The following is a 17,865-nucleotide window of genomic DNA, read 5'->3' as shown; positions in this document are numbered from 1 at the left end:
GATCTCAACCGGACACGCGTTCGAATGCACCGGAGATCATAGTTTGCTACTTCCCGATGAGCAACCGGCGTCCGCGAACCGACCCACTGTGATCTGATCCGCCATCAGAGCAGGACGTTCTTGTAGAAGAGGTTCGAGCGCCGGTTACCTGCGGCGCCCGAGGCGAATCCGAGGAAGAGGCGGGACTGCCCGGCATCCGTGCGGTAGACCGCCAGACCCTCGGGCTCACGGAATTCGAGCGTGCCGCCCGCCTTGGTCAGGACCGGCCCCTGCGCGATCACGCCCGCGTTCAGGTTCACGCTGACCAGGTGAGCGTTGCCCGGCGCGGGATTGCTCGCGGAGTACGCATTGCCCGTCAGGCAGTAAAGGTATTGGCCATAGGCCGTGTAACCCTGCATGGTGCCCGGAATCGACGGCTGCTTGAAGTAGGCCTTGGGGCGGCTGAAGTCTCCTGCCTTCGCGTCCGCCATGGCGTAGACCGCAATGTGCTTCGCGCCGTACTTGTGGTGACGGAGGACCAAGTTCTCGTGGACCGGGTCGATGGAGCAGGTGTACTCGACGGCTCCCGGCACGGGGCTGTACTTGGCGATGGCTGACGACGCATGGGACAGCGAACCACCCTTCACGAACTTAAAGCGGGCGAGCCGGGTGCCGTATCCGTTCGCGTTCGCATCGACCTCGGTCCACAGCCAGCTCTCGGTACCACGCGGCTCCACACCGAACGCCACGCCGTGGCCGAAGCCACTGAGGTGCATGTACGAGACGTAGTTGCCGGCGAAGTCCAACTGGGTGATGCACAGGTCGCCGGCCTTGGTGTCGGTGCCGTTCCGCCGCTGCGCCACGAACAGGCGCTTGTTGATGCCGTCGAAGGCGAAGCCCTGTTGCACGGTGACGTCGTGCAGCCGCTTGTGCCGGAACAGGTCGTACGAGGGCTTGGTCAGATCGAAGCGCGGTGAGGCGGACACCGCCGCGGACGCCGTTCCCGCTCCGCAGCCCAGGCCGAACGCGGCGAGCCCGATCCCACCGCACCCACGCAGCATGCTCCGGCGATTCACATGTTCCTGCGACAAGAGCCCCCCCAATGAGATGAATGCTGAATACACCGATCTATGGGGGGATCCTAACCTCGCCCGAGCCCCCGTCAGTTCACCCGCCCTGCTCGCACAAGGGCTGTGCGGTCCTCGACCCTGTTCGCCCGCTTGGTCCCGTCATCCACCACGTACCGCACCGCGTCGATCACGATGCGGCGGCAGTAGCCCTCCGGTCGGCCTCCCCAGCCTTCCAACCAGGCCGGCGCGGGCAAGGCAGCCCGTACGACCGCACAGCCCCGCCGATTGACAAGCGGGCGCCGAGAGCGCGCAGTTCATCGACGGTGGACTGAGTGGCGCCGGGCGTGCCGTTCATGACCTCGTCGATGTGGCCACCGACCGACAGACCAGCCACCCAGGTGGCCCCCATCGCCGCCCCGTTTACACCGGGTCTGGCGCGCTGTGGAAGTGCGAGGCGACGATGTCGCGCCGCTCAACAACCCCGATCCGGCGGTACGCATCCGAAGTTTGAGACACGTTTTGCGCGGCCCACGCAACCGCGGCCCACTCCGTCGCTGTCTGACGGGAGGTGAGGGCCGTTAGGGCCGAAGGTCGAGGGAGCGGGGCAGTTCGTGGAACGGCGCAGGGGCGGCATAGGAATCGCACTCGTCACGGCTGTGGTGCTGGTGGGTGCGAGCGGCTGCGGCGGGGGCGGAACTGACAAGGCGAGCGGGGACGACTCCAAGGCGTCGGGCAAGCCGAGTGCGAGCGCCTCTCCCTCACCGACGAAGCCCGCGGGCCCGCCGATGCTGTTGGAGACGATCACCCCGCAGACGGGAACCACGGTCGGGGTGGCCATGCCGGTCTCGGTGGTCTTCACCAACCCGGTGGCGGCAAAGGCACGGGCCACGGTGGAGAAGCATATGAAGGTGAGCGCATCGCAGCCGGTGGTCGGCGCCTGGCACTGGCTCACGGACAGACGCGCCGACTGGCGGCCGAAGGCGTACTGGCCCTCCGGCACGACGGTGAGGATCGACGCCGACTTGACAGGCGTCCGCAACGGCAACGGACGCTACGGCGTGCACAACTACACGCACACCTTCAAGATCGGCGACGACGTACGCGCGCAGGTCTCGGTGACCGGTCACACCATGAAGGTCACCCGAAACGGCAGACTGGTGCGCACCCTGCCGATCAATGCGGGCAGCGCGCAGTATCCGACGTGGAACGGCACGATGGCCGTCATCGACAAGCAGGAGAAGGTCCACATGACCTCCTGCAGCGTCCACATCAGCTGCGACAAGGGCAGCCCCAACTACTACGACTTGACCCTGCCCTGGGACGTCCACCTGACCCAATCCGGCACGTACGTGCACTACTCGAACGGCGACCCCACTCCGGGCAGCGGCAGCGCCCGCGGATCGCACGGCTGCGTGCACCTGTCCAAGCCGGACGCCAAGTGGTTCTACGGCCAGGTCAAGCAGGGGGACCCCGTCACCATCACCGGCTCGTCCCGTGCCAAGGCCTCGGCCGCCAACGGCTACGCCGACTTCAATCTGGGATGGGAGCAGTGGCTCGCGGGCAGCGCGTCCGGGCAGGAGACGACCGGCACACTCTGAAGCACTGCGGTGCCGGCGCCGGTCAGCGCTCGATCACGCTGGCCGCGGGGACACCGCCGTCCTCGCCCTTCGGGGTGATCACACACGGATTGCCTGGAGCGCTGCACCCTCCAGTGGCCACGTCGCGTCCCGTTCCGCAGCGCGCCCTCCGCCTGCCCCATCCCAGCGGCGAGCGGCGTGTCACGTGCGCGACGGGGCGGCTCGCCCCGTGGTAGCGGCCGGTGACGGTGGTCACAGCAGGGTGCTCCTTGTGGTTTGCGGCGTCGGATGGGGCGCAGACGCCTTTCGGTCACCTCATGACGGCGCGCAGCGCGTCGCGTAATTGGCCGGGCTGAGGCTGGAGGGCGGCGTCGAGTTCGGGTGCGAAGGGCAGGACTGCGCCGTCCGGTCGGGTGACCCGCCGCGGCGGCGCCAGCAGCACGGCCTCCTCGCCCGCAGCCGCCAGCACTTCGGCGGCGAAGCCGCAAGCGCGGTTGGCGTCGTCATAGACGACGAGCCGGCCGGTGCGGCGCAGCGAGGCGCGCAGCAGTTCCCAGTCGACGGGGTGCACGGTGCGAGGATCGAGCACTTCCGCGGACAGTTCGCCGTCGAGCTCGTCGGCGACGCTCAGCGCGTGGGCGACCAAGTGGCCCACGGCCACCACCGTGACGTCGGTGCCCGTGCGGTGGATGCGGCCGCTGCCCAGTGGAACCGGTGGCGGGGTGCCGACGACGTCGTCCCGGGCGGCCATGGCGCCGGCGGGGGCGAACAGCACGACCGGATCGTCCTCCGCGATCGCCGACCGCAGCAGCCCGTAGGCGTCGGTCGGGGTGGCCGGTACGGCCGTCTTCACACCGGCGTGCGCGAACAGGCTGTAGGGGTGGTCGGAGTGCTGGCCCGCCCAGCCGGTGCGGGATCCCGATCCGGGAACCAGGAAGGTGACCGGGATGCTGGCCTGGCCGCCGGTCATCAGCCGGAATTTGTGGGCTTGGTTGACGATTTGTTCGAACACGAGGAAGAGCAGGGAGGGGATCTGGAACTCGACGACGGGGCGCATGCCGGATAGGGCCGCACCGATCGCGAAGGAGGTGAACGCCTGTTCCGACAAGGGCATGTCGAGTACCCGTTCGCCTCCGAAACGCCGGTGCAGCCCGAGGGTCGGTCCGGCCATGCCCGCCCTCACGTCCTCGCCCAGGACGCAGACGGAGTCGTCCTCGGTCATCGCGTCCGCCAGTGCCCGGTTCAGTGCCTTGGTGTAGGAGAGCCACGTCATGCGGGCACTCCGGGGCGGGGGGCGGGGCCGCCTGCGTACGTGTACGCGCCTGCGGTCGCCGGGTCCGGACGTTCTTGCTCCAGCGCCCAGTCGGCCGCCCGCCGGAGGATGCCGGCCACCTCGACGTCGATGGAGTCGGCCTCCTCCGGCCCGGGGCGGGCCCGGTCCAGTGGGTCGCGGGCTCGCCAGGAGTCCACCTCTTCGGAGGTCCGGTAGCACAGCCGCAACCGGCGCTCCATGGTGTGATGTCCTTCGAACCGGTAGGTCAGGCACTCCACGAAGCCGGGGCCCGCACCGGCCCGGGCGCGGGCCACCGCCTCGGCCACGGCGGTCCGCACCGCGTCGACGTCCATGCCGTCGACGGTGACGGCCGGGATCCCGAAAGCCGCCGCCCGGCCGGTGGCGCTGCCGGCGATGCCCTCGGCGGCGGCGAGGGTGGTGGCGTAGCCGTTGTTCTCGCAGACGAACACGACCGGAGCGCGGTGGAGTGCGGCCAGGTTGAGGGACTCCAGCAGGACGCCCTGGTTGAGGGCGCCGTCGCCGAAGAAGGAGATAACCACGGTGTCCTGCCCCCGGCGGCGGGCCGCCCAGGCCGCCCCGGCGGCGATGGCGGCTCCGGCGCCCACCATGCCGTTGGCTCCCAGGATGCCCAGCGAGAGGTCGGCGGCATGCATGGATCCGCCGCGCCCCCGGTTGAGTCCGGTTGCCCGGCCGGCGAGTTCGGCGAGCAGGCGGGCCGGGTCGGCGCCCTTCGCCAGGACGTGGCCGTGGCCGCGGTGAGTGCTGGTGATCCGGTCGTTCGGGCGTAGCGCGGCACAGGTACCGACGGCCACCGCCTCCTGGCCGATACAGGGGTGGACGCCACCGGGGATGGTGCCGCTCCGCTCCCATTCCAGTGCCAGCGTGTCGAACTCCCGGATCAGTCGCATCATGCGGTAGCGGGCCGCCGGGGTGGCGAGTGGTGGAACGGTGCCGGTCATGCGTCCCGCCACAGCACGGGGCAGAAATCCGGGTCGGCGTAGTCGGGCTGTCCCTCGGGGGTGCGGCGAACCACGGCGTCGTGGTTGTAGACGACGGGCTCGCCGTCCGGGCGCGTGAAGCGGCGGTAGCGGTTGTCACCGTCCTGCAGATGGAGGGAGACGGCGCGTCGGGGACGGTCGGACCGGTTGGGTCCGCTGCCGTGGTAGGTGCGACAGTGGTGGAAACTGACGTGGCCACGGGGAATCTCCACGGTGGTCCGGTGCACACGGGCGCCGTTGAACTCGGCGTTCGCCTCCAGCAGTCGCTCCAACTCGCCCGGGTCACGGGCGGCGAAGTGGCGGGTGGAGTCGTCGCCGCCGGGAGCCTCCTGCCACCGGTGGCTACCGTCGACCATGGTGATGGTGCCCATCTCCACGGTGCAGTCGTGGAACGGGACGAAGGCGGTGAGCATGCGATCCGAGGTGCAGGTCTGCCAGTAGTGCTTGTCGAAGTGCCAGGGCACCACGTTGCTCGGCTCGTCCGCCACCGGGGGCTTGTAGATGAGGGTCGCCTGGAACACCCGGATCTCCCGAACACGGGCCAGCCGGGCCGCGACGGCGCCGAGCAGGGGCTTGCGCAGGAGGGCGCCGATGGCGTTGCTCTCGTAGTGGATGTAGTCGTTGTGCCGCTGCACCGGCCCGTCGGAGGGCTGCCAGGCCGCCAGATGGGGCGGGCGGGTTGGCAACTCCCGGTCGCGGTGACCGGCGTAGTGGCGTCCGCTCGCCTCTTGCAGCGCGTCGAGTTCGGCGTCGGTGAAGATCCGCTGTGAGAGGAACCATCCCTGGTCGGCGTAGCGGAGGACGTCCGGCTCGCTGGGGAGCCGGACGCTCTCCCCGGCAGTCAGCGCGAACGGTGCGGAATCAGGTGCGGTGGTGTGCATGGATGCTCCTTCGCGCGGAGGCGGGACGACGGGGGCGGGTGTCACAGGTCGCCGCGCTCGCGCTCGACTGCCTCGTACAGCGCCTTGATGTTCGCCGAGCCGAAGGTGTCGGCCCCGCGGCGTTCGATGAGCTCCTGGAAGAAGGTGTTCCTGGGGTGGGTGGACCGGGTGAAGATCTGGAACAGTTGGCCGCCGTGGTCCTGATCGACCAGCAGATCGAGCTCGCGCAGCGTCCCGACCGGGATTCCGGTGGCGCCCAGCCGGTCGGCGAGGGAGTCGTAGTAGGCGCCCGGGGTCGTCAGGAAGGCGACGTCCCGCGCGGTGAGGGCGCGGACGGCGCCGGCGATGTCGTCAGTGCGGTAGGCGAGGTGCTGGACGCCGGCGCCGCCGTGGGCCTCCAGAAACCGGTCGATCTGACCCGGCTCCCGGGTGGGATCCGGTTCGATGAGGGTGAGGGTGATGCCGCCGCACGGGCTCTGCACCACCGTGGAGTCCATGGCCTGGTCGCCGACCTCCAGGTATTCGCGGAAGATGATCCGGAATCCCAGGACGCCGACGCTGTGGCGGACGGCCGGGTGCAGGGTGCCCGCCGGCAGGCAGACGGCCAGGTGGTCGATCTCTCGCAGTGGCCCGCCGGGGGCCGGTTCCGGGCCGCTGAGCAGCGGGTCGTCCGCGCCGACGAAACGCAGCGTGAGGTCGCCGAAGCCCTCGATGCCGGTGTCCCCGGTGGCGGTGGCACCACGTGCAACGGCGGCCCGGGCCTGCTCGGTCGCGTCCTCTGCGTCGTCGCACCGCAGGGCGAGCACCGCCACGCCGTCCCCGTGGCGGGCCACGAAGGTGTTGACGGGGTGGTCCGGAGCCGCTGCGGAGGTCAGCACCAGGGTGATGTCGCCCTGGCGGGCGATGACCCGGGTCAGGTCCTCGGGGTGCCGGCCGGGGGCGGCTGCGACGGTGAATCCGTAGCCGTCGCGGAGTTGTGCGGCGTACTTGCGGGCGTCCTCGCAGTGGAATTCGAGGTAGGCGATGCCGTTGACGGTCATGGGGTCACTCCAGGGGAGATGTCACGGCCCGGGATGCCCGGCGGCGCGAACACGAGGCTGATGTTGTGTCCGCCGAAGGCGAAGGAGTTGGAGAGGACCGCGGTCTGTGGGCCGGTGCGGGCGGTGGTGACGTGGTCGAGTCGGCAGGCGGGATCGGGGACGTCGAGGTTGCGGGTCGCCGGCACGGCGTGCCCGGCGACGGCGAGAGCGCAGAACGCTGCCTCGACCGCTCCGGAGGCACCGAGCAGATGGCCGGTGGCGCCCTTGGTGGAGGTGACGCTCGGGCCGTTGCCGGGGAACACCTCGCGCAGCGCGGTCGCCTCGGCAGTGTCCCCGAGTCGGGTGCCGGTGCCGTGCGCGTTGACATGGGTGATGTCCGCGGGGGTGAGGCGGGCGGAGCGGAGTGCGGCGCGCATGGCGGCCGCGGCGCCCTCGCCGTCCGGTCGGGGCATGGTGGGGTGGTGGGCGTCGGTGGAGGCACCCCAGCCGATGAGCTCGGCGTAGCCGGTGGCGCCGCGGGCCCGGGCGTGGTCCGGGCGCTCCAGGACCAGTACGCCGCTACCCTCCCCGAGCACGAATCCGTTGCGGCGGGCGTCGAAGGGACGGGATGCCATCCCGGGGTCGTCCCAGCGGGAGGCGAGGGCGCGGGAGTTGGTGAACGCGGAGGCGATGGTGGGGTGCAGCGGGGTCTCGCTGCCGCCGCACACCACGACATCGGCCTGTCCGGCGGCGATCAGCCGGAGTCCCTCCGTGACGGCCTGCGCTCCGGCGGCGCAGGCCGTCACCGGTGCGCCGCTGTAGCCCCGGATGCCGTGTGCGATGGCCACGCGGGCCGCAGCCATGTTGAACAGCATGCCGGGCAGCAGGTACGGGCTGACCGCGGGGCGCCCGCGGGCCTCTCTGCGGTGGGCGTACTCCTCGAAGGTCTCCAGTCCGCCGCCTCCAGTGCCCAGTACCACGGCGCACCGTTCGGCGTGGACGTCGCGTCCGACGGTGAGGCCGGCGTCGGCGAGGGCGTCCGCGGCTGCGGCCAGGGCAAGCAGGACGAAGCGGTCCACGCAGCGCGTCTCCCGGGGCGGGAGTACCTCGGTGGCGTCAAGGGGCGGGGCGATTCCAGCGTGGTCGAGCCAGCCGTGGACCGGGTGTCCCTCGGGCGGTGCGGTGATGCCACCGCACCCGGCCAGCAGGGCGGCGTGGACCTCGGTCGGTGTGCGGCCGAGCGGGGTGAACAGTCCGATCCCGGTGACCGCGGCGGTGTGGTGCACGGTGGTCATGCGGCGGCCGTCCGGGCGAGGTGCCGTTCGCGCAGCAGCATTTTGCGGACCTTCCCGGTGGGGCCGAGCGGGAGTTCCTCGTCGGCCACGACCAGGATGTCGCGGAGGGTGGCCGCGACGTCGGGGCCGAGTGCGTCGCGGATCGCGGGTGCGCGGTCATCCGATGGAGCGGCGCCCGGGGCGAGCTGGAGCAGCACATCGGTGGTGGTCCGATCCCCGCTGCGCACGGCAACGACCGTGCAGTCCAGCACCTCGGGGCAGGCGGCCAGGACGTGTTCCTCGCAGAGCGCGGTGTGCAGGCGCTGGCCGCCGGGCAGGTCGACGGAGTCGACCGCCCGGTCCACGTGGTAGTAGTAGCCCTCCTCGTCCCGGTACATCAGGTCGCCGGTCAGGAAGTAGCCCCGCACCCGGGTGCGGTACGTCGTCTCGGAGTCGTTCCAGTAGCCCAGGGCGAGCGTCGGGGACCGGGTGCCGAGTTCGCCCACCTCGCCGGGGGGCAGTTCGTCGCCGTCGGGCCCGAGGACGGCACAGTCGACGAAGGCGTGCGGGCGGCCCACGCAGCGGCCGTAGCGGGAGGAGTCCGCGGAGTGGCTGATGAAGAAGTGGGAGTGGCCCATCTCGGTGGAGCCCAGCCCGTCGACGAAGACCGATCCGGGGATCCGGACGCGGCCGTCGCGTGTGGCCTGCTCCCGGGTACCGGCGTTCACCAGGCGCCGGATGTGGGTTTCGTGGGCGCAGTCTCCGGTGTTCCACCACAGGGCGACGGAGTCCAGGTCACGGGCGCTGAGGTCGTGGCGTGCGAGGTCGGTCCAGGTGGTCGCGAAACCGTAGACACTGGCGGGGCGCCAGCGCTCGATGGAGTCCAACACGTCGGGGCCGGTCTGCCGGGAGAGCGGGAGGAGTTCCGAGCCGAAGCTGAGGGCGAGGTTGACCGCGATCAGGGTGGCGGCGTGCGGGGAGGGCAGCGCGCTGAGCATCCGGTGCGAACCCTGGGGGCGGGGCAGTCTGAGCCGGTGGCGGATGGCGGCGTAGAGGCTGTCGTGGGAATGGACCACGGCCTTGGGCAGCCCGGTGGTGCCCGAGGAGTGGGTGATGGCGATCGGATCACCACCCCAGTGGCGGTAGGGCGTGGGCGCCGTGTCGGGGTCGCCGGCGACGAGCGAGCGGATGTCGGCAAGTGGGGTGTGCCGGTGACCGGTGAGGGCGTTGAGGTGTTCGGCGTCCGCCAGCAGCCGGACGCCGGGTCCCAGGCGCTCGGCGAGGTAGCGGGCCGTGAGCGGGCCGTCCAGCAAGGGGTTGACCAGGGCGGGAATGGCGCCGAGCCGGGTCAGCGCGAGGAAGCCGAGGATGTTGTCCGAGGCGTTTGACGCCTGAACCGCGACGGGGTCGCGGCGGCGGATCCCGAGCTCGTGCAGGGCAGAGGCACGGATACGGACGGCGTGGTCGAGCCGCCGCACGGACAGCGGCTGCCAGGCCGGCAGGCCGTCGACGGGGGTGTCGAAGGTGAGCGCGGGGGCATCGGGGTGGAGATCCCGTTCGACACGAGTGGTCAGCACGTTTCCAGCCCCGACGGCCGGGTCGGCGGCGAGTGCGGCGCGCAGGCCGCGGAAGGGGGAAGTCAACTGAAGGCCGTTCCGTTCTCAGGATGGGCATGGGTGTAGAGGGAGGCCGTGGACACGCCGGGTTCGGCGGTCAACAGCAGGACGAGTTCGGCCTCACCGTCGTCCAGCAGCGCGGCGGCTGTGGCGCTCGGGGCGCCGTGCCCGGCGCCCAGGGAGATGACGGGGCCCCGCAGCTTCCATCGGGCTGCTATGTGGCCGAGCACGGCGTTGGGGTTGGACTGGAAGAACAGCAGCGGCGGCACGCGGCGGCCGGTGTCCAGGGCCTCGGCCACCACGCGGTCGGTGTCCAGGTCGCCGGTGACGCTGACCAGGACGACGGCGACCACGGGGCCGTCGTCGGCGAGGGGCCCACGCAGGTGCTGGCGCAGGCAACGCTCGGCCGCCAGGGCAATGGACGGGTTGAAGGGGGATCCGGTGAACCCCGCCACGGCGGGCGGTGGTCCGTCGCCGTCCGCGGTCCAGCGACCGTGGGCGAGCAGGTACGGCTCGGCCACGGTGGCACGGTCGGGCGGAGCGTCGGGCGTGGGTAGGTGCGGCGTCATACGGCGACCACCAGCGCGGTGTTGGCTCCGCCGAATGCAGCGTTCAGGGTGAGAGCGCACCGCGGCGGGCGGTCGGGAGCCGGGTCGTCGGGGTGCAGGGGCCGGATGCCGCAGTCCTCGTCGAGGCCGAGCCAGCCTGCGGTGGCAGGCAGCCGGTCCGACGCGTCGCCGCCGTCCGGGGGGTGGAGTGCGGCGACGGTGACGGCGAGTTCAAGCAGCGCGGATGCCTCCAGGGCGTGGCCATGGACGGATTTGGTGGCGCCGATCGGTGGGCGGGGGGGGCGGCGGCGACCGGGGCGGGGCGGGCCGAAGAGCGTGTGCAGCGCAGCGGCCTCGGACCGGTCGCTGAGCGCGGAGCCGGCGCCGTTGGCGTTGACGTAGTCGAGGTGTTCGGGGCGAAGTGCGGCGCGGCCGAGGGCGGTGCGGGCCGCGCGGGCCAGGCCGGCGCCATCGGGATCGGGCCGGCAGACGTGGTGGGCGTCTCCCGCCCGTCCCCAACCGGCCAGGCGGGCATGGGAACGGGCGCCGCGTGCCGTGGCGGACCGCGCGTCCTCCAGGACCACCGCCACCAGCGCGTCACCGAGCAGCAGTCCGCTGCGGGCGCGGCTGAACGGTCGGGCCGCGCCGTCACGTGCGAGCGCCCGGCCGGCTTCGAACAGGGCGTAGGTCCGCGGCTCCACCAGGTATCCGGCGGCGACGACGATCTGGCGGTGGCGCCCGGCCGCGATGGCCGAGGCGGCGTCGATCAGGGCGGTGGAGGCGGCCACACAGGCGCCGGTGTAGACGCGGGCCGCGGGGTCGACGGTCCGCACCACGGTAGCGGTGCGGCGGTCGGCGTGAAGGGCGAGGAACAGCGGGGCGTCCGGGGGGTAGCCGGCGTCGGCGCGAGCCTGGTCGACCACCTCCGCCAGTGCCGTCCCCAGGTCGGGGTCGCCGTCGAGCACGGCGGCCGGCGGGCCGGACCGGGGGAAGCGGTCGAGGGGTCGGAACAGCGCGCGGCCGGCCACCGTCCGGCGGTGCAGGGGGGCGAGGCCCTCTCCGGCCGCGCTGCGGACCGCCAGCCCGGTGATCTGGACCCTGGTCATGGTGCCGCGGCCTCCCGCAGGACCTCGGTGAGGACGCAGGCGGCGTCGTCCACCGTGCGGATCCCGTCGATCCGGTGGTCCGCCGGGTCCAGCTCGGCACCGCGGGACTCCTCAAGCTGGGCGAGCAACCAGGTCAGTTCGAGCGAACCCAGGTGCTCGCCGACCTCTTCGGGGCTTCGTTCCCCGTAGCGGGCCAGGAGCGCGACGATCTCGTCACGGGTCACCGGGGTCATGAGGCGCTCGCGACCTGGCCGTTTCTGGCGATGCGCCCGGCGACCTCGGAGGTGAACTCGTCCAGGGTCATCAGGGCGGTGCTCTCCATGTCGTCGAGCTCGAAGCGGATCGCGAACTCCTCTTCGACCTGTACCGCCAGGTCGGCGAGGGCGAGGGATTCGAGGTCCAGGCCCGCGGGACCCAGGTCGGTGTCTCCGGTGACGTCGGAGACGTCGTAGTTCATCGCCGCCAGGGCGGAGACGACGAAGGTGCGGATCTTTTCGTGCATGGCTGCTCCTGTGGCTGGGGAGGCGAGTGGAGCGCGGGAGCGCCGCGGCTGGTGTCTGGCCCGGCCGGACGCCCCCGCGGGTCTGGGGCGCGCGTCAGAGGGCGGCGGCGTGGGCGCGCAGGGTTTCCGGACTGCGTCGCAGCTTCCCGGTGGTGGTGCGGGGCAGCGCCGGCAGTGCGGTGAGCCGACGCGGCAGTTTGTATCCGGCGAGCCGGGCGGCCAGCAGTTCCCGCACCCTGTCGGGGTCGCTGCCGGGGCCGGCGACATAGGCCTCGATGGCCCCCTCGGTGAACAGGACGACGGCCTCGTGCACGCCGGGCAGGGCGGTCAGGGTCTGTTCGACCTCCGTGAGGTCGACCTTCAGGCCGCCGATCGACACCTGGGAGTCGCGGCGTCCGTGGACGGCCAGGCGTCCCGTGGCGGGATCGATCGACGCGGCGTCGCGGGTGTGCAGGAGCCCGTCGGACCACCGCTCTGGTGCGGTGCGGCCCAGGTAGGGCGAGGCCGGCATGGCGAGGTGAAGCTCCCCTTCCGCCAGGGTGGGGCGCATGCCGTGTACGGGGGCCAGCCAGGGGTGGTGACGGCCGGTGAGATCGGTGGCGATGACCCCGGTCTCGGTCATGCCGTACATGGTGCCCAGGGGCACTCCGTAGCGCTCGGTGAAGGCCTGCGCCAGACCAGGGCGGGTGGGTTCCCCGGCCACGATCATGCGCTGGAGCCCGGGTGGCCGGGGCGGGTCCGCACGGCCGGCGAGGAGCTCGGCGTGGAAGGGCACGCCCAGCACGGTGGTCGGTGCGTCCCGGCGGGCAACGGCGTCGAGGACGGCGAGTGGTGTGATCCGGGCGGGGACCACGAGTTCGGCGCCGGCGTGCAGGCTGTGCAGCAGACCGCCGACGAGACCGAGGACGTGGACGAGCGAGGACAGCAGGACGATCCGGTGCCCTTCGGCGGGGTACTCGGGGAGCCGGGCGTAGCAGTCGAGTTCGCGTTCCAGGTCGGCAGCGGTGCGGGCGATGGCCTTGGGGTATCCGGTCGATCCCGAGCTCAGCTGGACGACGCAGTGCGCGGTGGCGGCGGGGCGCCCGTCGGCCAGCGGGACCGCGGCGAGCGCCGTGCTGTCTCGGGGCGGATCGCGCAGGTCCCGCGGCAGATGGCTGCCGGGGGCAACGAGCAGTTGGGGCCGCAGCAGTTCGCGGGCCCGGGCCACCTCGGCGTCGGTGAGGCGGTGGTCAAGGAGCAGGGCCTGGCCACCGCCACCCCACACGGCGAGCAGGGTGGTGACCAAGTCGAGGCCCGGCGGCATGCGGAGCGCCACGGTGGTACCGGGAACGAGTCCGACGGCGTCGAGTTCGCAGCGCCGGTGGGCGACCCGGTCGCGCAGGGTGCCTCGGGTCAGCGGCTCGTCGAGGGAGAGGCAAGGGGTGTCGTCAGCACCGGCGAGCAGTACCCGGTCCACCCAGTCCAGCTGTTCGTTGAGAGGCAACACGGCTCCATCCCGCAGAGATCACGCGATGTCGGTGGTGGCGCACCACCAGGCGGCAAGCGGACGCACTGCGCCCATCGGGGGACATCAAGTGAAGATCGAGTGTGGGGCCTGCAGATCTCGGTGCCCGACCGTGGCACAGCCCCCGGGAGCCCGTCAAGGTCTATACCAATTCCGTTGAAGCCTCTAAGCTCGTTGCCTCCAGGACGAGTTGATGGGCCGTCATGGCCCCTTGAGAACGGTGCTGCCATGCCTGTGCTCACCCTCGACGAGCTGCGAGAACACGCCCGCCAACGCCTCCCCGGACCGGTCTGGGACTTCATCGAGGGCGGTAGCGGAGACGAACACACCCTGCGCGCGGGAGAGGCCGCGTACCGCGAACTGTGCCTGCGGCCACGGGTCCTGGTCGACGTGGCCGACCCGGACTGTGCACTGGAACTGCTGGGCACACCGCTGGCCTCCCCCTTCGGGGTCGCCCCCATGGCCTACCACCGACTGGTCCACCCCCAGGGCGAGACCGCGACCGCCGAGGGCACCGCACGGGCCGGAGCGCTGCTGGTGGTCGGGATGTTCGCCAGCCGTCCTCTGGAGGACATCGCCTCGGCCGGCGGGCCGCGCTGGCTCCAGGTGTACTGGCTGCGCCGCCGGGACGCGCTCGCCGGGCTCGTGGACCGGGCCGAGGCCGCGGGCTTCGGTGCGCTGATGCTCACGGTGGACGCGCCGCAGGTCGCCCGCCGCCGACGCGACGTCCGCAACGCCTTCGCCCTGCCTGCCGATGTCACCGCCGTCAATCTCGATCCCGGACTCACCGAGCGCACCCACCGTGCGACGGCCGGCTCTTCCGGTATCGAGGCGCACGCCCGAGAGCAGTTCGACCCGACGCTCACCTGGGACGATCTCAGCTGGCTACGGGAGCGCACCCGACTGCCGCTGGTCCTCAAAGGGGTGCTGACCGCCGAGGACGCCCGGATCGCGGTGGAGTGCGGCGTGGACGCGCTGGTGGTCTCCAATCACGGCGGGCGGCAGCTGGACCGGGCGGTGCCCGCTCTTCAGGCGCTGCCCGAGGTCGTGGCGTCGGTACCGGAGAGCTGTCCGGTACTCATCGACGGCGGCGTGCGGTCCGGCGCCGATGCCGCGATCGCACTGGCGCTCGGCGCCCGCGCCGTGCTGGTCGGCCGACCGGTGCTGTGGGGGCTGGCCCATGCCGGGGCAGAGGGGGTGGGGCAGGTTCTCGGGCTGCTGCGCTCCGAACTGCTGGAGACCATGGCTCTGTCGGGCTGTCCGAGCCTCGCCGGCCTCGGTCCCACCGCGGTGAGCCGACGCCCCCCGCTACGCGATCACCCCTGGCCCCCTTCGCACGGAGAGCCGTCCCGCACCGCATCCACGACCTCAGGAGGCCTCCGGTGACCACCGCATCCACCGACCAGACCTTCCCCGGCTGGGACTGGGAGGACCCCGCAGGACTGGACGAGCTGATGGGCCGGTTCACCGAGAACCTGGCCTCCTGCTCCTCCCTGGAGAAGGTGTGCGAGCAGGTACCGCGCAGCCACGCCGACTTCGCCGGACTCGGCCTCACCGGCATCGAGTTCGCCGCCTTCCGTACCGCGCACCCACAGGGCCTGGGCACCGATCTGCTCCCCCTGCACACTCCAGACACCGCGACCACCCCCGGATCCGTGTACCTGGTGGAGGGGGCCCACCACTTCACCCAGCTCGACATCAGCGACCCACTCCCCTTCGACGCGTGCTCGGTGGACTGGGTCTACGCGGAGCATCTGGTCGAGCACGTCCCGCTGGGCACCGTCACCTCCTGGCTGCGAGAGGTCCGTCGAATCCTGCGGCCCGGCGGAATCCTGCGGCTGACCACACCGGACCTGGAGCGCTACGTCCGCGGCTATCTCGACGACCGCGGCGCGTTCTTCACCCGACACCGCCGCAGGCTACGCACCCTGCGGGTGGGCCCCCCGATGCCCGAACGCAGAGCATTCATGCTGAACCAGATCTTCTACCACTTCGGACACCGGTGGATCTACGACGAGGACGAGCTGCGCCATGCCCTGGACTCGGCCGGCTTCGAGGGCTGGGACATCCGCCGCCGCAGCTATCGGGAAGGACTGCGGGAGGACGTGGCGGCGCTGGACACCAGCTTCCGCCGGGACGAGACGCTCTACCTGGAGGCCGCGGCACCGAGCGGGCCTGGGGCCGGGGCGGACTGGTGACCCCGTTGCACCCGCAGTGGCAGCAGCTGCGGCGGGAGCGTGCCCGCGCCGGCACTCCCCCGCTGTACCGGCTCCCGCTGGAGCGGGCGCGGGCCGAGGACCTTGCCGCGCTCCGGGCCTCGGCCGGCGCCGCCGAACGGGTCGCCCGGGTGGAAGAGCACCTGATCGCGGGGCCCGGCGGACCGCTCGTCGTCCGCCTGTACCGCCCCACCGAGGACACCGGTCTGCCGGTGCTCCTCTACCTCTACGGCGGGGGCTGGACACTGGGCTGCCTGGACACCGCGGACGGCGTCTCCCGGGCCCTGGCCAACGCGGCGGGCTGCGCGGTGGCCGTGGTGGGATATCGGCTGGCTCCCGAACACCCCTTTCCCGCTGGGCTGCGGGACTGCCATGCCGCGCTCCGCTGGCTGCATGAGCGGGGCGCCGCCCACAGCCTGGACTCCAGTCGCCTCGCGGTCGGCGGGGACAGCGCGGGTGGCAACCTGGCCGCGGCGCTGACGCTGCTGTGGCGGGACGCCTCCGCACCACCACTGCGGCACCAGCTCCTGGTCTATCCCAACACCGCATACCGGCCCCCCTCTTCGTCAGCGGCCGGCGATGAGGAGGATCCCCTGCTCTTCAACCGGCACTCGGTGGACTGGTACTGGTCGCACTATCTGGCCGACCCCGCCGACGGGCACGATCCGCTGGCCTCCCCGCTGCTCGCCCCAGATCTCGCCGGGCTGCCACCTGCCACGGTGATCACTGCGGAGTACGACCCGCTGCGCGCCGAAGGAGAACGGTACGCGGAACGGCTGCGGGCCGCCGCGGTCCCCGTCGGACTGCGGCGCTTCGCGGGCATGGCGCACGGCTTCTTCACCATGGCCGGCACACTGGACGACGCGCGGGACGCCCAGGTACTCGCGGCCACGCGGCTGCGGTCCGCCTTCGACAGCGCCGGCGTGGAGACCCGCCGATGAGCACGCCGTCCCCGGCCCCCACCGGGCTGCCGCTGGCGGAGCTGCATGGCTCCCTAGCCGATCCTCTGCTGGACCAGATGACCTTCCTCAACGAGGTCACCCTGCGCTATCCCGATGCCGTGTCCTTCGCGCCCGGCCGCCCCTACGAGGGGCTCTTCGACACGGCCGACATCAGCGCGTCGCTCGACTCCTACGTCGCCCATCTCCGCGAGGACTGCGGGCTCGACGGCGACGCCGTCCGCTCTCGACTGTTCCAGTACGGCCGCACCAAGGGCCTGATCAACGATCTCATCGCCCGGCAACTGCTGGCGGACGAGGCGATCCGCGCCGACCCCGAGGACATCGTCGTCACCGTCGGCGCACAGGAAGGCATGCTGCTGGTACTGCGCGCGCTGTGTGCGGGGCCCGACGACGTGCTGCTCGTCTCCTCCCCGTGCTACGTCGGGATCACCGGTGCCGCCCGGCTACTGGACATCCCGGTGGTGCCGGTGCCCGAAGGAGCAGCGGGCGGGATGGCCCCCGAGGCACTGGCCGCCACGGTGCGGGCCGAGCGCGCCGCCGGCCGCCGGCCGCGGGCCTGCTACCTCGTCCCGGACTTCGCCAACCCGTCGGGGGCGTCGCTGCCGGTGGCCGCGCGGCGACGGCTGCTGGACCTGGCCGAGGATCTGGACCTACTGCTGATCGAGGACGACCCCTATGGTTTCTTCTCCCTCGACGACCGGTCCCGGCCGACGCTGAAGGCACTGGACACCCGGCGCAGAGTGGTCCACATCGGGTCGTACGCCAAGACCTGCTTCCCCGGCGCACGCCTCGGCTACGTGGTCGCCGATCAACGGGTGACCGGCCGGAGCGGTGCGGCCGGAAGGCTCGCCGACGAACTGGCTCGGCTCAAATCCATGACCACGGTGAACACTTCGGCCCTGAGCCAGGCCGTCATCGGCGGGATGCTGCTGCGCTGCGGCTTCCGGCTACGTGCCGCCGGGGAGCCGGTGCGGCGCTTCTACGCCGGCAACCTGCGTGTGCTACTGGGCGAGTTGGAGCGGGTCTTCCCCGCTGACCGGCAGGCCATCCACGGTGTCTCCTGGAACGCACCGTCCGGCGGGTTCTTCCTGGTCCTGACGCTGCCTTTCGAGGCGGACCCCGAGGCGATGGAGGAGTGCGCACGGGACTTCGGAGTCCTGTGGACCCCGATGGCCGCCTTCTACCCGGCAGGAGGCGGTGCACGCCTGGCTCGGCTGTCCTGCAGCTATCTGACGCCGGACCGGATCCGGCAGGGTGTCGGTCGGCTCGCTGCCTTCGTCACCGTGCGCACCGGCCGGGGCCCCGCTCCCGGCCGGTGA

The 17,865-nt window shown here is 71.8% G+C and carries 17 protein-coding genes; 5 read left to right on the top strand and 12 right to left on the bottom strand.

Annotation, left to right across the window (positions count from 1 at the left end):
- Positions 1-104: 104 nt before the first annotated feature.
- Entirely contained in the window at positions 105-1,040 is a 936-nt protein-coding gene (locus LK06_RS31810) for a phage baseplate protein (protein ID WP_174673965.1), read from the bottom strand.
- Positions 1,041-1,660: 620 nt separating this feature from the next.
- On the opposite strand from LK06_RS31810, the gene LK06_RS31805 reads away from it, so the two are divergent.
- On the top strand, positions 1,661-2,647 hold the full coding sequence (locus LK06_RS31805; protein ID WP_043434724.1) for a L,D-transpeptidase: 987 nt from the start codon (positions 1,661-1,663) through the stop codon (positions 2,645-2,647).
- A gap of 289 nt (positions 2,648-2,936) precedes the next feature.
- Here LK06_RS31805 and LK06_RS31800 read toward each other — a convergent pair whose 3' ends face one another.
- The 11 genes from LK06_RS31800 to LK06_RS31750 all read right to left on the bottom strand — a co-directional run bounded on the left by LK06_RS31800 (position 2,937) and on the right by LK06_RS31750 (position 13,347).
- Positions 2,937-3,899, bottom strand: coding sequence for an alpha-ketoacid dehydrogenase subunit beta (locus tag LK06_RS31800; RefSeq protein ID WP_039649846.1), 963 nt, complete (start codon positions 3,897-3,899; stop codon positions 2,937-2,939).
- A complete protein-coding gene (locus LK06_RS31795; RefSeq protein WP_043434743.1) occupies positions 3,896-4,879 on the bottom strand; it encodes a thiamine pyrophosphate-dependent dehydrogenase E1 component subunit alpha in 984 nt (327 codons plus the stop codon). Before LK06_RS31795 ends, LK06_RS31800 begins: the two co-directional genes overlap by 4 nt.
- A complete protein-coding gene (locus LK06_RS31790) occupies positions 4,876-5,799 on the bottom strand; it encodes a phytanoyl-CoA dioxygenase family protein (RefSeq protein WP_052269774.1) in 924 nt (307 codons plus the stop codon). The genes LK06_RS31795 and LK06_RS31790 overlap by 4 nt, the downstream gene beginning before the upstream one ends.
- Positions 5,800-5,840: 41 nt before the next feature.
- Complete coding sequence (hppD, locus tag LK06_RS31785; RefSeq protein WP_039649844.1) at positions 5,841-6,839, bottom strand: 4-hydroxyphenylpyruvate dioxygenase; 999 nt, start codon at positions 6,837-6,839, stop codon at positions 5,841-5,843.
- Positions 6,836-8,113, bottom strand: coding sequence for a beta-ketoacyl-[acyl-carrier-protein] synthase family protein (locus LK06_RS31780; protein ID WP_043434721.1), 1,278 nt, complete (start codon positions 8,111-8,113; stop codon positions 6,836-6,838). The genes hppD and LK06_RS31780 overlap by 4 nt, the downstream gene beginning before the upstream one ends.
- The gene (locus LK06_RS31775) at positions 8,110-9,735 is read right to left on the bottom strand and encodes a class I adenylate-forming enzyme family protein (protein WP_039649841.1); all 1,626 of its coding nucleotides are present in this window, start codon (positions 9,733-9,735) and stop codon (positions 8,110-8,112) included. The genes LK06_RS31780 and LK06_RS31775 overlap by 4 nt, the downstream gene beginning before the upstream one ends.
- Positions 9,732-10,229: a hypothetical protein gene (locus LK06_RS31770; RefSeq protein WP_159025081.1), complete on the bottom strand. Its 498-nt coding sequence runs from the start codon at positions 10,227-10,229 to the stop codon at positions 9,732-9,734. The genes LK06_RS31775 and LK06_RS31770 overlap by 4 nt, the downstream gene beginning before the upstream one ends.
- 44 nt (positions 10,230-10,273) lie before the next feature.
- Positions 10,274-11,362 carry a beta-ketoacyl synthase N-terminal-like domain-containing protein gene (locus LK06_RS31765; RefSeq protein ID WP_039649839.1) on the bottom strand — a complete coding sequence of 363 codons (1,089 nt, stop codon included), beginning with the start codon at positions 11,360-11,362 and terminating at the stop codon, positions 10,274-10,276.
- The gene (locus tag LK06_RS31760) at positions 11,359-11,595 is read right to left on the bottom strand and encodes a hypothetical protein (protein WP_039649836.1); all 237 of its coding nucleotides are present in this window, start codon (positions 11,593-11,595) and stop codon (positions 11,359-11,361) included. The genes LK06_RS31765 and LK06_RS31760 overlap by 4 nt, the downstream gene beginning before the upstream one ends.
- Positions 11,592-11,864, bottom strand: a complete 273-nt coding sequence (locus LK06_RS31755) for a phosphopantetheine-binding protein (RefSeq protein ID WP_039649834.1) — start codon at positions 11,862-11,864, stop codon at positions 11,592-11,594. Before LK06_RS31755 ends, LK06_RS31760 begins: the two co-directional genes overlap by 4 nt.
- A gap of 94 nt (positions 11,865-11,958) precedes the next feature.
- Entirely contained in the window at positions 11,959-13,347 is a 1,389-nt protein-coding gene (locus LK06_RS31750; protein WP_234367559.1) for a class I adenylate-forming enzyme family protein, read from the bottom strand.
- Positions 13,348-13,596: 249 nt separating this feature from the next.
- On the opposite strand from LK06_RS31750, the gene LK06_RS31745 reads away from it, so the two are divergent.
- The 4 genes from LK06_RS31745 to LK06_RS31730 are packed head-to-tail and all read left to right on the top strand — an operon-like array spanning position 13,597 to position 17,865.
- Positions 13,597-14,754, top strand: coding sequence for an alpha-hydroxy acid oxidase (locus tag LK06_RS31745; RefSeq protein ID WP_063837856.1), 1,158 nt, complete (start codon positions 13,597-13,599; stop codon positions 14,752-14,754).
- Complete coding sequence (locus LK06_RS31740) at positions 14,751-15,566, top strand: class I SAM-dependent methyltransferase (RefSeq protein WP_052269771.1); 816 nt, start codon at positions 14,751-14,753, stop codon at positions 15,564-15,566. Before LK06_RS31745 ends, LK06_RS31740 begins: the two co-directional genes overlap by 4 nt.
- The gene (locus LK06_RS31735; RefSeq protein ID WP_199806269.1) at positions 15,563-16,525 is read left to right on the top strand and encodes an alpha/beta hydrolase; all 963 of its coding nucleotides are present in this window, start codon (positions 15,563-15,565) and stop codon (positions 16,523-16,525) included. The genes LK06_RS31740 and LK06_RS31735 overlap by 4 nt, the downstream gene beginning before the upstream one ends.
- Positions 16,522-17,865: an aminotransferase-like domain-containing protein gene (locus LK06_RS31730; protein ID WP_039649829.1), complete on the top strand. Its 1,344-nt coding sequence runs from the start codon at positions 16,522-16,524 to the stop codon at positions 17,863-17,865. The genes LK06_RS31735 and LK06_RS31730 overlap by 4 nt, the downstream gene beginning before the upstream one ends.

It is taken from the genome of Streptomyces pluripotens (assembly GCF_000802245.2).
Classification (GTDB): Bacteria; Actinomycetota; Actinomycetes; order Streptomycetales; family Streptomycetaceae; genus Streptomyces; species Streptomyces pluripotens.
This window is presented reverse-complemented; position numbering and strand designations above follow the sequence as displayed.

What these genes read in the sequence shown, in the direction of transcription:
- LK06_RS31810 (WP_174673965.1), bottom strand. Translation starts at nt 1,040, where the DNA reads ATGCTGCGTGGGTGCGGTGGGATCGGGCTCGCCGCGTTCGGCCTGGGC.
- LK06_RS31800 (WP_039649846.1), bottom strand. Translation starts at nt 3,899, where the DNA reads ATGACGTGGCTCTCCTACACCAAGGCACTGAACCGGGCACTGGCGGAC.
- LK06_RS31795 (WP_043434743.1), bottom strand. Translation starts at nt 4,879, where the DNA reads ATGACCGGCACCGTTCCACCACTCGCCACCCCGGCGGCCCGCTACCGC.
- LK06_RS31790 (WP_052269774.1), bottom strand. Translation starts at nt 5,799, where the DNA reads ATGCACACCACCGCACCTGATTCCGCACCGTTCGCGCTGACTGCCGGG.
- hppD (WP_039649844.1), bottom strand. Translation starts at nt 6,839, where the DNA reads ATGACCGTCAACGGCATCGCCTACCTCGAATTCCACTGCGAGGACGCC.
- LK06_RS31780 (WP_043434721.1), bottom strand. Translation starts at nt 8,113, where the DNA reads ATGACCACCGTGCACCACACCGCCGCGGTCACCGGGATCGGACTGTTC.
- LK06_RS31765 (WP_039649839.1), bottom strand. Translation starts at nt 11,362, where the DNA reads ATGACCAGGGTCCAGATCACCGGGCTGGCGGTCCGCAGCGCGGCCGGA.
- LK06_RS31760 (WP_039649836.1), bottom strand. Translation starts at nt 11,595, where the DNA reads ATGACCCCGGTGACCCGTGACGAGATCGTCGCGCTCCTGGCCCGCTAC.
- LK06_RS31755 (WP_039649834.1), bottom strand. Translation starts at nt 11,864, where the DNA reads ATGCACGAAAAGATCCGCACCTTCGTCGTCTCCGCCCTGGCGGCGATG.
- LK06_RS31745 (WP_063837856.1), top strand. Translation starts at nt 13,597, where the DNA reads ATGCCTGTGCTCACCCTCGACGAGCTGCGAGAACACGCCCGCCAACGC.
- LK06_RS31730 (WP_039649829.1), top strand. Translation starts at nt 16,522, where the DNA reads ATGAGCACGCCGTCCCCGGCCCCCACCGGGCTGCCGCTGGCGGAGCTG.